The sequence below is a fragment of the Gordonia namibiensis NBRC 108229 genome, from assembly GCF_000298235.1.
Lineage (GTDB): Bacteria > Actinomycetota > Actinomycetes > Mycobacteriales > Mycobacteriaceae > Gordonia > Gordonia namibiensis.
Genome location: NZ_BAHE01000024.1, coordinates 52,745 through 65,484, shown reverse-complemented (window position 1 = coordinate 65,484; position 12,740 = coordinate 52,745). Strand labels below are relative to the sequence as shown.

The 12,740-nt window shown below is 67.9% G+C and carries 12 protein-coding genes; 7 read left to right on the top strand and 5 right to left on the bottom strand.

Annotation, left to right across the window (positions count from 1 at the left end):
• Window positions 1–9: 9 nt before the first annotated feature.
• Entirely contained in the window at window positions 10–735 is a 726-nt protein-coding gene (locus GONAM_RS14330) for an alpha/beta fold hydrolase (protein ID WP_006867474.1), read from the bottom strand.
• On the opposite strand from GONAM_RS14330, the gene GONAM_RS22210 reads away from it, so the two are divergent.
• Entirely contained in the window at window positions 649–1,605 is a 957-nt protein-coding gene (locus GONAM_RS22210; RefSeq protein WP_439644548.1) for an AraC family transcriptional regulator, read from the top strand. The two genes, GONAM_RS14330 and GONAM_RS22210, sit on opposite strands and share 87 nt — an antisense overlap.
• A 12-nt stretch (window positions 1,606–1,617) precedes the next feature.
• Here GONAM_RS22210 and GONAM_RS14320 read toward each other — a convergent pair whose 3' ends face one another.
• A complete protein-coding gene (locus tag GONAM_RS14320) occupies window positions 1,618–2,121 on the bottom strand; it encodes a mycothiol transferase (protein WP_006867472.1) in 504 nt (167 codons plus the stop codon).
• Between the two features lie 92 nt (window positions 2,122–2,213).
• Between GONAM_RS14320 and GONAM_RS14315 the strand changes: the two genes are divergently transcribed.
• The 5 genes from GONAM_RS14315 to GONAM_RS14295 all read left to right on the top strand — a co-directional run bounded on the left by GONAM_RS14315 (window position 2,214) and on the right by GONAM_RS14295 (window position 7,885).
• On the top strand, window positions 2,214–3,671 hold the full coding sequence (locus GONAM_RS14315; protein ID WP_006867471.1) for an LLM class flavin-dependent oxidoreductase: 1,458 nt from the start codon (window positions 2,214–2,216) through the stop codon (window positions 3,669–3,671).
• 13 nt (window positions 3,672–3,684) lie between these two features.
• On the top strand, window positions 3,685–4,758 hold the full coding sequence (locus GONAM_RS14310) for a methionine ABC transporter ATP-binding protein (RefSeq protein ID WP_006867470.1): 1,074 nt from the start codon (window positions 3,685–3,687) through the stop codon (window positions 4,756–4,758).
• Window positions 4,755–5,462 (top strand): methionine ABC transporter permease, encoded by a 708-nt coding sequence (locus tag GONAM_RS14305; RefSeq protein ID WP_006867469.1) that lies wholly within the window; start codon window positions 4,755–4,757, stop codon window positions 5,460–5,462. The genes GONAM_RS14310 and GONAM_RS14305 overlap by 4 nt, the downstream gene beginning before the upstream one ends.
• Window positions 5,463–5,525: 63 nt before the next feature.
• Entirely contained in the window at window positions 5,526–6,464 is a 939-nt protein-coding gene (locus GONAM_RS14300; protein ID WP_006867468.1) for a MetQ/NlpA family ABC transporter substrate-binding protein, read from the top strand.
• Window positions 6,465–6,553: 89 nt separating this feature from the next.
• A complete protein-coding gene (locus GONAM_RS14295) occupies window positions 6,554–7,885 on the top strand; it encodes a YibE/F family protein (protein WP_006867467.1) in 1,332 nt (443 codons plus the stop codon).
• A 27-nt stretch (window positions 7,886–7,912) separates the two neighbouring features.
• On the opposite strand, the gene GONAM_RS14290 is transcribed toward GONAM_RS14295, so the two are convergent.
• The 3 genes from GONAM_RS14290 to GONAM_RS14280 form a co-directional block, all read right to left on the bottom strand.
• Window positions 7,913–8,758, bottom strand: coding sequence for a hypothetical protein (locus tag GONAM_RS14290; protein ID WP_085949558.1), 846 nt, complete (start codon window positions 8,756–8,758; stop codon window positions 7,913–7,915).
• 149 nt (window positions 8,759–8,907) lie between these two features.
• Window positions 8,908–9,825: a serine hydrolase gene (locus GONAM_RS14285; protein ID WP_006867465.1), complete on the bottom strand. Its 918-nt coding sequence runs from the start codon at window positions 9,823–9,825 to the stop codon at window positions 8,908–8,910.
• Window positions 9,825–11,393 carry a serine/threonine-protein kinase gene (locus tag GONAM_RS14280; protein ID WP_006867464.1) on the bottom strand — a complete coding sequence of 523 codons (1,569 nt, stop codon included), beginning with the start codon at window positions 11,391–11,393 and terminating at the stop codon, window positions 9,825–9,827. The genes GONAM_RS14285 and GONAM_RS14280 overlap by 1 nt, the downstream gene beginning before the upstream one ends.
• 101 nt (window positions 11,394–11,494) lie before the next feature.
• On the opposite strand from GONAM_RS14280, the gene GONAM_RS14275 reads away from it, so the two are divergent.
• Window positions 11,495–12,703, top strand: coding sequence for a TerD family protein (locus tag GONAM_RS14275; protein WP_040536511.1), 1,209 nt, complete (start codon window positions 11,495–11,497; stop codon window positions 12,701–12,703).
• Window positions 12,704–12,740 lie beyond the last annotated feature (37 nt).

The window sequence follows — 12,740 nt, the reverse complement described above, 5'->3', positions numbered from 1 at the left end:
CCTGGAGCCCTAGGGTCGGCCCGCTTCCACGATCTTCGCTGCCAGCAGCTTCGGATTGGTGAACATCACCTCATGCGAACCCGGCAGCTGCACGAGCCGGTACATACCCAGCCGCGACGACATCCGCGGGTGCCAGCCCCACTCACCCGGCGGCAGCGCGATGTCCTCCGTCGCGTTGATGTAACTCTTCGGGATCTCACTCTGGTAGAACCGCGTGAGGTCGAGTTTGTCGGCCATCGGCTGCAGCGGTTCCGGCGACAACAGCTCGTAGGTCCGCGTCGCGGTCTCCAGATCAGCGTCCTGGATGAAGGCCTCCCGCCACACCGGGAACGGCAACATGACGGTGTTGTCATCGGTGGCGGCTGCCAGGCTCGTGAACAGTTCCCGGTAGTGAGGCGGAGCCTCGTCCATCAGGCTGTTGCCCGGCTGCGGCACAAAGGCATTCCAGAAGATCAACCGCTGAATCCGCTCGGGGATCTCCTCGGCGAGACGGGCGATCACGGTACCGCCGTAACTGTGACCGAGGAGCACGAAGTCCGCCAGATCGTTGCTCTCCACATAATCGACGATCGATTTCACACAGTCATCGTGGGTCACGTTCTTGTCGGCCCCCCTCCCGTGACCCGCAACGGTGGGACCGTATGCGGTGTGGCCGAGAGCCTCGAGTTCGGTGATCACCGGCTCCCACAGCGGACCGTCGTGCCAGGAACCGTGAATCAGGACAAACGTAGTCATACGGACAACGTATACGGCTCCTCACGGGATTTTCGAGCCATCCAAACCGAGGTCACGGTATCCGACGTCGCCATCCACACTCTCCGTTACGGCACGGACGTACGCATCGACCCGGACCCGCTGGGGGCCTGGGTGCTCGTGTCCACACCGATGCGGGGCCGGCTCACGATCCGATCGGGCGCCGAATCGCGCACCCTCGGGCCGGGCGAATCCGTCGCCATCGACTCCTATCGCGCGTTCGAACTCACCTGGCGGCAGAACTGCCAACTCCGAACTCTCCGACTACCTCTCACCTCCGTCGTCGAGGCCGCCCAACTCGCGGGCGCCGACACCACTCGCCCGGTGCGATTCGGACTCGGCGACCCCGCGACAACGGCCTCGGCGCGCAGCTGGCAGTCCGTCGTCGCAGTCGCTGAACGGGATGCCCGGATGGCCGGCGAACTGAGCCGTTCACCACTACTGAGCGAACAGATGTCGCGAATGACCGCGACCACCCTCGTGGCAACCCATCCGCTACTGGCCATCCCCGGCGACGACCGGCCGGCTGTGCCGCGCCAGATCCGCAAGGCCGTCGAACTGATCGAACGCTCGCCCGACGAGGACCTCACCGTCACACGGCTCGCCGTCGCCGCAGGGGTCGGCGTCCGCGCACTGCAGCAGGGATTCCGGCAGCATCTGCAGATGAGCCCGACGGAGTATCTACGGCAGACGCGTCTCGAACGCGCCCACCACCAGCTTCTCCGGGAGAACCCGTCCACCGTCACCGTCGCGGAGATCGCCCACTCGTGGGGTTTCGGCAACCTCGGCCGCTTCTCCCAGATGTACCGCGGACGCTACGGAAGACTGCCGTCACAGACCCTTCGCGACTGACGCCGAAGTCGTTCAGGAGAACAGGCCTCGCAGATAGGCGGCCTGCCCGATGTGCTGCGCGTCGTCGTCGACGACACTGACCAGCCGGACTCCGAGCGTCACCGGCGGGTCCCAGTTGGTGTCGACGACCCGGTCCAGATCTGAATCTGCCAGTGACGCAATGTAGTCGACACTGACCGCGTGGGTGGCGTCGTAGTAGTCCCGGAGCAGACCGGGATCGTGGACCACCACTCGGGCCACCTCGTCGGCCGAATGCCCGTATCCGATGTCGGCCGGCGGGATCGGCAGACCGAACCGGTCGGCCCATCCGCCGGTCACCCACACCTCGTCGGTGCCGGCGACATCGGCGATGTGAGAGTCCTGAACACGCGAGAGATGCCACACCAGCCAGGCGATGGTATTGGAGCCCGGGGCCGGCGCCCGGTTCAGGACCTCCGAATCCACGTCGTCGAGCACCGCGTGAACATTCTCGGAGATGCGTCCGAGACCATCGATTAGCACATCTGTGGCGCGCATGCGGCAATTTTAGTTCGCCGTGCGCGCAAAGATGGCGGGTCTGCAGATCCGTCAGCATCATTCTTCCGGTGTCTGAACAGAACCAGCCTGCCGTGACCCCCGACAGCGGCGCGCGCTCCACCCGAAAGATCCGCTTCAACGCCTTCGACATGAATTGCGTTGCGCACCAGTCCCCAGGCCTGTGGCGCCATCCGAGCGACCGCTCGTGGAACTACAACACCATCGACTACTGGGTCGATCTCGCCCGCCTGTTGGAGACCGGCGGCTTCGACGGCCTGTTCATCGCCGACGTCCTCGGGACTTACGACGTCCTGTCCGGCACCGATGAAGCCGCGATCCGCCAGGGCGCCCAGATCCCCGTCAACGACCCGCTTCTGCTGGTCTCGGCGATGGCGCACGCGACCAAGAACCTCGGATTCGGCGTCACCACCGCGACCGGTTTCGAGCATCCCTATCCGTTCGCGCGCCGCATGTCGACGCTCGACCACCTCACCCGGGGCCGTGTCGGCTGGAACGTCGTGACCGGCTACCTGCCGTCGGGTGCGCGCAACATGGGCGACGACGACCAGCTCGCGCACGACGACCGCTACGACCACGCCGACGAGTACCTGACCGTGCTCTACAAGCTCTGGGAGGGTTCTTGGGAGCGGGACGCGGTCCGGCGCGACCGCGAGGCGGGCATCTTCGCCGACCCGGCCAAGGTCCACCACATCGGACACGAGGGCAAGCACTTCAAGGTCCCGGGCATTCATCTGTCCGAGCCGTCGCCGCAGGGCTCGCCGGTCATCTACCAGGCCGGTGCCTCTCCTCGCGGGCGCCGCTTCGCGGCAGAGAACGCCGAGGCCATCTTCGTCGCCGCGCCGACCAAGGCCATCCTGCGCGACGTCGTGAGCAAGATCCGCGAGGAACTCGTCCTCGCCGGGCGCGACGCCTACGACGCCAAGATCTACACGCTGCTCACCATCATCACCGACTCGACGCCCGAGGCGGCGCGCGCGAAAGCCGCCGAGTACCAGTCCTATGCGAGCGAAGAGGGCGCACTGGTGTTCATGTCCGGATGGATGGGCATCGACCTCGCGAGCTACAACATCGACGAGCCGATCGGCAACGTGGAGAGCAACGCCATCCAGTCGGCGGTCGCCGCGTTCCAGCAGGCCTCGGAGAGCGGCGAGGAATGGCGTGTCCGCGACATCGCGGCCTGGGGCGGCATCGGCGGCATGGGCCCCGTCCTGATCGGCTCTGGCGACGAGGTCGCCGAACAGTTGCAGGACTGGGTCGCCGAGACCGACGTGGACGGCTTCAACGTCGCCTACGCCGTCACCCCGGGTTCCTTCGAGGACATCGTCACCCACGTGATCCCCGCGCTCGAGCGCCGCGGCGTCTACGACCGTGAATACGTCCCGGGCACGTTGCGGCACAAGCTCTTCGGTCGTGGCGACCACCTGCCCGAGAACCACCGCGGTTCGACCTACCGGGTCGGCGGCGTGAACTCCACGATCGACGACTCGATCCGTGAGCGCAACCGCCTCGCCGCCGCCGGAACGAAGTGATCGGGACCGCACGATGATCGAAGTCGTTGGACTCACCAAGGTTTTCGGGGTCGGATCGCCGAACCCGACCACTGTTCTCGACGAAGTGGAGTTCACCGTCGACTCCGGCGAGATCTTCGCCGTCGTCGGACCGTCCGGCGCAGGCAAGAGCACGCTCGCGCGCTGCCTCAACCTCCTGGAACGCCCCACTTCGGGCAAGGTCGTCGTCAACGGTGAGGACCTCACCGCCCTCGGCACCTCCGGACTGCGCGACGCCCGCCGCCGGATCGGCACGGTCTTCCAGTCGGCGAGCCTCCTCTCGCGGCGGACCGCCGCCCAGAACGTTGCCCTCCCGCTGGAGTATCTGGGGGCGACGAAGGCGTCCACCCGGTCACGGGTCGCCGACCTACTCGACCTCGTGGGGCTGGCCGACAAGGCGAATCTCTACCCGCATCAGCTCTCCGGCGGCCAGCGTCAACGTGTGGGCATCGCACGTGCTCTGGCGCTGAAGCCGTCGGTGCTGCTGTCCGACGAGGCCACCTCCGGGCTCGACCCGGCCGCCACCGACACCTTCCTCCGGCTGTTGACCGAGGTCCGGGACGAGTTGGGCCTCGCGGTCGTCTTCATCACGCACGAGATGGACACCATCGTGCGTGTCGCCGACACCGTCGGTCGACTCGACCACGGCCGGATCGTCGAACACGGACGTCTCGAAGAGCTCGTGCTGGACCCGGATTCCGTTCTCGGACGGGCTCTCCGGCCCCGTGGCCCCAGCGCGTCCGCGACCGGCGACCAGACCGCGGTCAACGTCGTCTACAACTCGACGACCGTGCCGGCCGACTGGCTCACCCGCCTCGGCGGGAGCCTGGGCATCCCGATCTCGGTCCTCGGAGCCAACGTCCAGACCATCGACGGCACCGCCTTCGGCGATCTCACCGTCTCCGTCCCTGCCGGCCATGCGTCTGCATTCGTCGGTGCGGCAAGCGAACTCGGACTCGCCGCGCGCGTCGGAGAAGCACCTGAACCGGACACCGATCCCGTCGGCGGTCTCGAGCACCGGGCCGACGGCGACGCGCTCGAGAAGAAAAAGGCGGAGGTGGCAGCATGAGCACGATCAACCTGGCGGCCATCACCGTGCCGCTCGACGAGATCCCCGATCTGCTGTGGCCGGCGTTCATCGACACCGTCCTCATGGTCAGCATCGTGATGGTCGTCGTCCTCGTCGTCGGCGTCCCGCTCGGCGCGCTGGTCCACAACCTCGCGCCCGGTGGGCTTTTCGAAAACCGGGCGCTACACACGCCGCTGTCGTGGGTCATCAGCATCGGCCGCTCGCTGCCGTTCCTGGTGCTGATGACGGCGATCATCCCGTTCACCCGCCTCGTCACGGGCACCAACATCGGCATCGCCGCGGCGGTCGTCCCGATGTCGATCGCCGGTATCGCCTTCTTCACCCGCATCGTGGAGAACTCGCTGCGGTCGGTGCCGGCGTCGACCATCGACGTCGCCCGGGCCTCAGGTGGCTCGAACGCCCAGATCATCTGGAAGGCACAGGTTCCCGAGGCGCTGCCGAGCATCGTGGGCGGCCTGACCATCAACACCATCGCGATGATCGAGTACTCGACCATCGCCGGCACGATCGGCGCCGGCGGCCTCGGCTACGTGGCGGTCACCTACGGCTACCAGCGATTCGACCAGGGCGTCATGGTCGCGACGATCATCGTCCTCGTGATCACCGTCGCGCTCATCCAGCTGGCCGGCGACGCGCTCGCACGCAGCCTCAACCCGGTGACCTCCAAGCGCGTCAACCACTGACCCCGGGGCTCCCCCGCACGTACACCTCGCATCACCTTCACCACACACTTGAAAGGTCCAACCATGTCTCAAGACACCGGTTCCGCCACCGGCGTGTCGGGCACATCGTCCGAAACACCGCCGCCCGCAGGCAACTCCGACATCGAGATCTCCAAGCGGCGGCGCTGGCCGCTGATCGCCGGCGCCCTGGTCGTCGTCGCCGTACTCGCCGGTGTGCTCGGCTGGCGTTTCCTCGGCTCGGATGAGGCCTCCCCCAACGAGACCCCGGGCGCGACGCTGACCGTGGTCACCGCCGAGGGCAACGCCGCCGAGCAGGCCCTCGTCGAGTTCATCGCCGAGGAGGTCGCACCGAAGTACGACATCAAGGTCGCGTTCAAGGGCCTCGCCGACTCGACGACCCTGAACCGCGCGGTCAGTGACGGCGAGGTCGCCGGCACCATCTATCAGCACAAGCTGTGGCTGTCGCAGGTTCTCGAGGCCAACCCTGACTTCAAGGAAGTCGCCGCCACCCCCGTCTTCCGTTGGGGCTTCGGCATCTGGTCGGACAAGTACAAGACCCCCCAGGATCTCCCGCAGAACGCAAAGGTCTCGCTCTACTCCGATCCCGCGAACGAGGCCCAGGGTCTCTGGCTGCTGGAGCGCGCCGGCCTGATCACCCTCAAGCCCGGCATCGACAAGTGGAAGGCGACCCAGAAGGACATCGCCACCAACCCGCGCAACCTGCAGTTCGTGCTGCTCGACTTCGCCGCACAGTCACGGTCGCTGGCCGACCTCGATGCCACCGTCGGCTACACCGAGTACTACCTGGCCGCGAACATCCCGATCGAGAAGCAGATCTACGCTCCCCCGGCCCCCGACGAGTTCGCCGGACAGCTGACCATCGGCACCGAGTGGGAGAACACCGACAACATCAAGAACCTCGTCGCCGCGTTCAAAGATCCCGCTGTGCAGGAGTTCCTGGCCACCGATCCGCAGGTGAAGAACATCCTCCTGCCGCTGTAGGTCACGATCTGTGACGCGTTTCCAGGCACCACCGCCGGGCGCCCGGGTCGCATTCCGCGATCCGGGCGCTTCCGCATAGGCTCACCGGCGTGGAGCGCAAACATCATGGTCACCCGCACTCGCTGACCGACATCTCCCACACGCTGTCCCCGTTCGCCCGGTGGCTGGTCATCGGGACACTGGCGGTCACCGCGGTGGCCGTGGCCATCGGCATGGTCGTCCTGTGGCCGTCGGATTCCGAGCATCCGGTGCCCACCCAGTTCCGGTCGGCCGACGGCGGGTCGATCCAGACGGTCAACGGCGAGGTCGTCGACCAGTTCCGCGCCAACTGCCTGAACCCGGCGGCGGGCTCGGTCCTCGAGACCGCCGACATCCCCGTCAACCCGGTCGCCGGCGGTCCCTGCATCCTCAACGCGGTGCGCTTCGACTCCGGCGAGGTCGAGGGTCGGTACACGGTGTTGGAGATCCCAACCAAGGGCGCGCAGTCCGGTGCCGAACCGGGCCCCGAGGGCGCGCCCGTACCGGGATCGCTCGCCGAACCCCAGGCCGGTCAGCCCACGCTGCACGTCGGCGACGCGATCCGACTGTCCACGGTCCCCGGCCCGGAGGGCAACCGGTACACGTTCTTCGACTTCCAGCGGGGTACCGCCACGATCATCTGGGCGATCCTGTTCATCGCAGCGATCGTGCTCGTCGCGGCATGGCGCGGCTTCCGGTCGATCATCGGCCTCGCGTTCGCCTTCTTCGTCCTCGGTGGGTTCACCCTGCCGGCCATCCTCGACGGTTCGTCCCCGGTCGCCGTCGCGGTGGTGTCGTCGGCGGTGATCCTGTTCGTCGTGCTCTACCTCGCGCACGGCGTCAGTCTCCGCACGAGTTCAGCCCTGCTGGGCACGCTGACCTCGCTGGTGATGGCCGGCCTGCTGAGCTGGCTCGCGATCGAGACGATGAACCTGACCGGCCTGTCCGGCGACCAGACCACCAACCTGCAGGTCTATCAGGGCAACATCTCGGTCAGCGGCCTCCTGCTGGCCGGGTTCATCATCGGAACGCTCGGCGTGCTCAACGACGTGACCATCACGCAGGCGTCAGCGGCCTTCGAGTTGGCCGCCGCCGGTGAACCCACCCGTCTCGCGACGTTCAAGGCCGCGATGCGCGTCGGCCGCGACCACATCGCGAGCACCGTCTACACACTGGTCTTCGCCTACGCCGGCAGCGCCCTGCCGCTCATGTTGCTCTTCTCGGTGGCCCAGCAACCGCTCGGCGGTCTGCTCACCACCGACGTGGTGGCCGTCGAACTGGCCCGATCTTTCGTCGGCGGCATCGCGATCGCCCTGTCGGTTCCGCTGACCACGGCGATCGCCGCAGCCCTGTGCCGGCCCGCGGGTGCACCGTCAGCCGCGCCCGCACCCGCGGTGAGCTGAGCCCGGGTTCCCATTCCCCGGGTCGGGTCAGCACCGCCCCTTGGGCAGCTCGGCCAGGTTCTTGCCGAGCCAGTTGCCCAATCGAGTGAGCATCTTGGTGCCGTCGGTGAACGATCCGCTCCGCGGGATCGCCGCCATCGACACCGCGACCTGGCCGTCGACCGTACTGATGATGCCGAGCTGACGCACCAGGTGGCCGCCGGATTTCGACGTGGCCGGTCCCCAGCCACCCTTGACTGCGGTCACCGCTCCCTTGTTCCGGCCGACCTTGGCGATGCCCCACTGCTGATTCGGGGCGACGTCACTCATGAGGCGGATGATGTTCTCGCTATCGGGAAGACACGGCAGGTGCGCACCGAACAGCGCTTGATCACGCAGCGCCCACGAGGTGTAACCCGGGAACGACGCCGGGGTGTCTACCTCCGACGAGACGTGCGTCCGGGTGTCGTGCCCTTCGCGGAGCACCGCGGTCACGGCGTCGACGGAGGCGTGACCACCGCCGAGCGCACCCCACAGCTCACCCGCGGCGTCGTTGTCGGAGAAGGTGATCGCCTTGCTCTCCATCACCGCGACGGCCGGCCCCCGCTTGCGTTGGGCCGCCAGCGAGACCGGCACCTTCATCGTCGACCACGCCCGCCCCGCCTTGAGCGATCCCAGCGAGATGACCTGGTCGCCGCCGATCGGCGCGATCGCGACGCCGAGCTGTCCGGGCAGCGACTTCTTCATCGACTTCTGGAGTGCGGCGTAGCTCTTGGCCAGCTTCTTCTCGACGGGCTCCGGCGGGGTGAACCAGGATGCAAACGGTTCGGGCAGCGGCGGGAGCGCTGGGAGCGGCACCGCGTTCGCGCTCCCGGTTCCGACGACGACGGACATCATCAAAGCTCCGATGACCAACGCGCACCGAGTCACAACTTTCACAATATTCTCCTGAGTCACTTTAGAAACAGAAGACTACTGCGACCGTTGGACGGGTGACCAGCTCGTATACCCAATCGGGACCTTGTCGCGACCGGGAACCGTCGTCAGGCGGCGCAGCGGCCGCGCGGCAGCCGGGTCATGTTGGCGTCGAGCCAGCCGGCCACCGCATTCAGTGCCGCGATCCCCGCGGTCATCGATCCGCCGACCGCGCTCATCGCCACCGCGGTCCGCTGACCGTCGCGGTAGGTGAACAGACCGATCTGTCGCACGAGGTAACCCTCCGACATCCCCGGGCCCCAGCCGCCCTTCACGGCGGTGGCCCGAGGCGCCTGCATGACCTCGACACCCCATTGCTGGTTTCCGGCAACCTCCCCCATGAGGGCGACCACCGACCGCGCACCGTCGAGGCATGGGAGGTGTGCGGTGAAGGTCGCGGCGTCGGGCAGTGCCCAGACCGTCTGCCCGAAGATCGTGTATCCCGGCCGGCGTGGCGTCGCGGGGACGACCGTGGTGGTGTCACCAGCGTCCCGCAGAACAGCGGTGACCGCGTCGGCTGCCGCCTGGCCGCCGCCCAGCGAGGACCACAGCGCCTCGGCGGAGCCGTTGTCGGAGTTGATGATCGCTGCAGAGGCGGCGGGGATCGGCCCGTTCTGACGTTCGGCGGCGACCGCGAGCGGCACCTTGATGGTCGACCACGCAACCCGAGGGGTGATGTCCCCCAGGGTCAGCGCGGGGACCGCATCGCCACCTACCGGCGCGACCGCAATGCCGACGGTCAGCCCGGTCGACGACGCGACCTTCCGGAAGCTCGCGGCGAGCGCGCCGTACGACGCAGAACCCGACGGCGCCCCGGGAGCCCCGACGGAGGTCGACGGTGTCTGCGGCACCGACGGTGTGGAGGTCACGGTCACGGTGACAGGGCTGATCGGAGCCGGATCGGCGGGGGTCGTGCACCCGGCGGCGACGGCCACGACACAACCGAGGGCCATCGCCACGGACTTCATCCGCTGTGGAGTCGTCATCAGTAGATGTGCACCACCGCGTCGTTCCCGCCGCGGCACGTGACGATCGCACCCTCGGGGACGCAGCTCATCGCATACGACTGACCGGTGACCGGACTCGCCGCGGTCACCACCCGCGGGGACCGGTCCTGTCCCGCGCGGAAGTATGCGTCGCGGACCGCGAAGGCGAACGGGCAGCTGGTCACCGACGTCCCCACTCCGACCGTCCCGTCGCATGGCGCGGATCCCGGCGGCGGCGCCGCCGGAGCGCGGGGCCCCTGGGGTGCGTTCTCGACGGTCGGCGGGGCGACCGTCTCGGTGACGGTCGGGGTGGTCGGCTCGGCGGCCTGCTCCGAACTGCCGCCACCCGAGTCGGCGAGCAGGATGCCGACGACGACAGCGATGCCCACCAGGACGATCGCGATCAGCCCGAGGAGGATCGGTATGGCGGCCGAACGCCGGCGCCCCGGTTGCGGATAAGGCGGATAACCGGGCGGTGGCCCGTAGGCGGACGGATACTGCTGGGGTCCCGAATACTGCTGGGGCCCTGAATAATACGGCGGAGCCGCGATCTGCTGCGACTCGCCGAAGGTCTGCGGACCGGACATCTGCCGGGTTCCGGGGGCGTTCTCGGGACCGGTCGTCTGGCGCACCTGGGTCGGTTCGTGGGCCGAGTCGGCGGGAGCGATGACGGTGTGGGGCGCCTTGATGATGCTGGTCGCCGGGTCAGCGGGCGCCTTCTCGAGCGAGACACCGGTCAGTGCTGCACGGGCGGCCGCGGCCAGTTCCCGCGCCGACCGGTAGCGCTCGGACGGGTCGGCGGCGAGGCCCTTGCGGATGACCGCGTCCATCGCCGGAGGGACTTCGGCGTTGACCGAACTGGGCGCGGGCGGAGGCGACAGCACCGCCGCCTTGATCGCGGCACTCACGGTCTTCGCCGGATGGGGCACCTGGCCGGTGAGGCATTCGAACAGCACACAGGTGAGCCCGTAGATGTCGGTCCCGGGTCCCGGTGATGCCGCGTCGAACAACTCGGGCGCCATGTACGCGATCGAGCCGACAGCGGTACCGGTCTGGGTGAGATGGGTGTCGTCGGCGCCATAGGCGATTCCGAAGTCGACGAGATAGGCGAAGTCGTTGGCGTCGACGAGGATGTTCTCCGGCTTGATGTCCCGGTGTGTCAGTCCGTCGGCGTGCGCGGCGTCGAGCGCAGCCGCCACCTGCTCGACGACCGAGACCGCACGCGCCGGTTCCAGTCTCGTCTCGCGGGCGAGCAATGCCCGGAGGTCTTCGCCGTTGACCAGGCGCATGTCGATGAAGAGCACGCCGTCGATCTCGCCCCAGTCATGAATGGGGATGACGTGCGGTTCGCCGAGACGCGCGGCGGCATGCGACTCCCGGCGGAACCGCTCCTGGTACATGGCGTCGTCGGCGAGACCCGGGTTGAGCAGTTTCACCGCGACGGTGCGTTCCTTGGTGGTGTCGTAGGCGCGATAGACCTCACCCATGCCGCCCCGGCCGAGCAACGCGTCGAGACGATATGGCCCGAACTGCGTGCCGACCCGGCTTCCTGTCATGACGAGCAGCATAAGCTGCCCGACTGACACTTCTCTGTCGCCTGGTCGACCGCATCTGTCGCCCGGATGATCACGTTCGGAGGCCGTCTGAGCCGGTGACTACCCTGAGCACCATGCCCTCGCTGACCAAAGGCCAGAACGGCCCGCTGTCGACCTCCCAGATCGTCGTCACCGTCGACCTCTCGACCGCCGCGGACGTGTCGGCTCTGCTGGTGACCGACCGCGGCGTCGTCCGCAGTGACAACGACTTCGTGTTCTACAACCAGCCCACCGGCCCCGGTGTCTCGCTGCAGCAGTCACCCAACGGCCCTGCGCGCTTGCACATCTCAACCAACCAGATCCCGGCGGACATCGACTCCGTCCGGGCCGTCATCACACTCGACGACCCGAGCTCGACCTTCGGCCGGTTCGCGCCGCCGGTCGCGCGCGTCACCGATGCCGGGGGCCGCGAACTCTACGACTACACCGTCACCGGCCTCACCTCCGAGTCGGTCGTCATCGCCCTCGAGATCTACCGCCGCAATCTGGACTGGAAGGTGCGCGCCGTCGGGCAGGGTTATGCCGGCGGCTTCGCCGACCTCGTCCGCGATCACGGTGTCAGCGTCGACGACGAGCCCACTCCCGCGCCTGTCCAGGCCGCGCCGACATACGCACCGCCGGTCACTCCCCCGCCGGCCCCGCCCGCTCCGACTCCCCCGCCGGCACCCACACCGCCGCCGGCTCCGCCCCGGGCACCGGAGATCAGCCTGAGCAAGGACCGCCCGGTCAGTCTGACCAAGGGTCAGAAGGTCACGCTCCGCAAGGAGGGCGGGGTCCGCCTCACCAACATCCGGATGGGCCTCGGCTGGGACCCGGTGACCCGCCGGTTCGGACGGTCGAGCGCCATCGACCTCGACGCGTCGGTGCTGATGTTCTCCGGGGGCCGGTGCGTCGAGACGGTCTACTACGGCCACCTCACGAGCGACGACCGGTCGATCATGCACTCCGGCGACAACCTCACCGGCGAGGGTGAAGGCGACGACGAGGTCATCAACGTTGCGCTGCAATCGGTTCCGGCGCACATCGACGCCCTGATGTTCATCGTGACGTCGTATCGCGGGCAAACCTTCGAAGAGATCGACAACGCCTTCTGCCGGCTCGTCGACAACACGACCTCGGCCGAGCTGGCGCGCTACACCCTCAAGGGCGGCATGCCGTTCACTGCGGTCGCGATGGCCGTCATCAGCCGCGAGGGCGGCGAGTGGAAGCTGCGCGCGATCGGCGACGGCTTCAACGCCAAGACCCCGAAGAAGGCACTGCCCCACGTGGGCAGGTACCTGTAGGACGCACATCGCGTTGCGTTCGGCCCCGGGAGCCGGG

Excerpts from the sequence above, each read along its gene's own strand:
- GONAM_RS14280 (WP_006867464.1), bottom strand. The coding sequence starts at position 11,393 with ATGCTGCTCGTCATGACAGGAAGCCGGGTCGGCACGCAGTTCGGGCCA.
- GONAM_RS14330 (WP_006867474.1), bottom strand. The coding sequence starts at position 735 with ATGACTACGTTTGTCCTGATTCACGGTTCCTGGCACGACGGTCCGCTG.
- GONAM_RS14300 (WP_006867468.1), top strand. The coding sequence starts at position 5,526 with ATGTCTCAAGACACCGGTTCCGCCACCGGCGTGTCGGGCACATCGTCC.
- GONAM_RS14290 (WP_085949558.1), bottom strand. The coding sequence starts at position 8,758 with ATGTCCGTCGTCGTCGGAACCGGGAGCGCGAACGCGGTGCCGCTCCCA.
- GONAM_RS14305 (WP_006867469.1), top strand. The coding sequence starts at position 4,755 with ATGAGCACGATCAACCTGGCGGCCATCACCGTGCCGCTCGACGAGATC.
- GONAM_RS14275 (WP_040536511.1), top strand. The coding sequence starts at position 11,495 with ATGCCCTCGCTGACCAAAGGCCAGAACGGCCCGCTGTCGACCTCCCAG.
- GONAM_RS14285 (WP_006867465.1), bottom strand. The coding sequence starts at position 9,825 with ATGACGACTCCACAGCGGATGAAGTCCGTGGCGATGGCCCTCGGTTGT.
- GONAM_RS14320 (WP_006867472.1), bottom strand. The coding sequence starts at position 2,121 with ATGCGCGCCACAGATGTGCTAATCGATGGTCTCGGACGCATCTCCGAG.
- GONAM_RS14310 (WP_006867470.1), top strand. The coding sequence starts at position 3,685 with ATGATCGAAGTCGTTGGACTCACCAAGGTTTTCGGGGTCGGATCGCCG.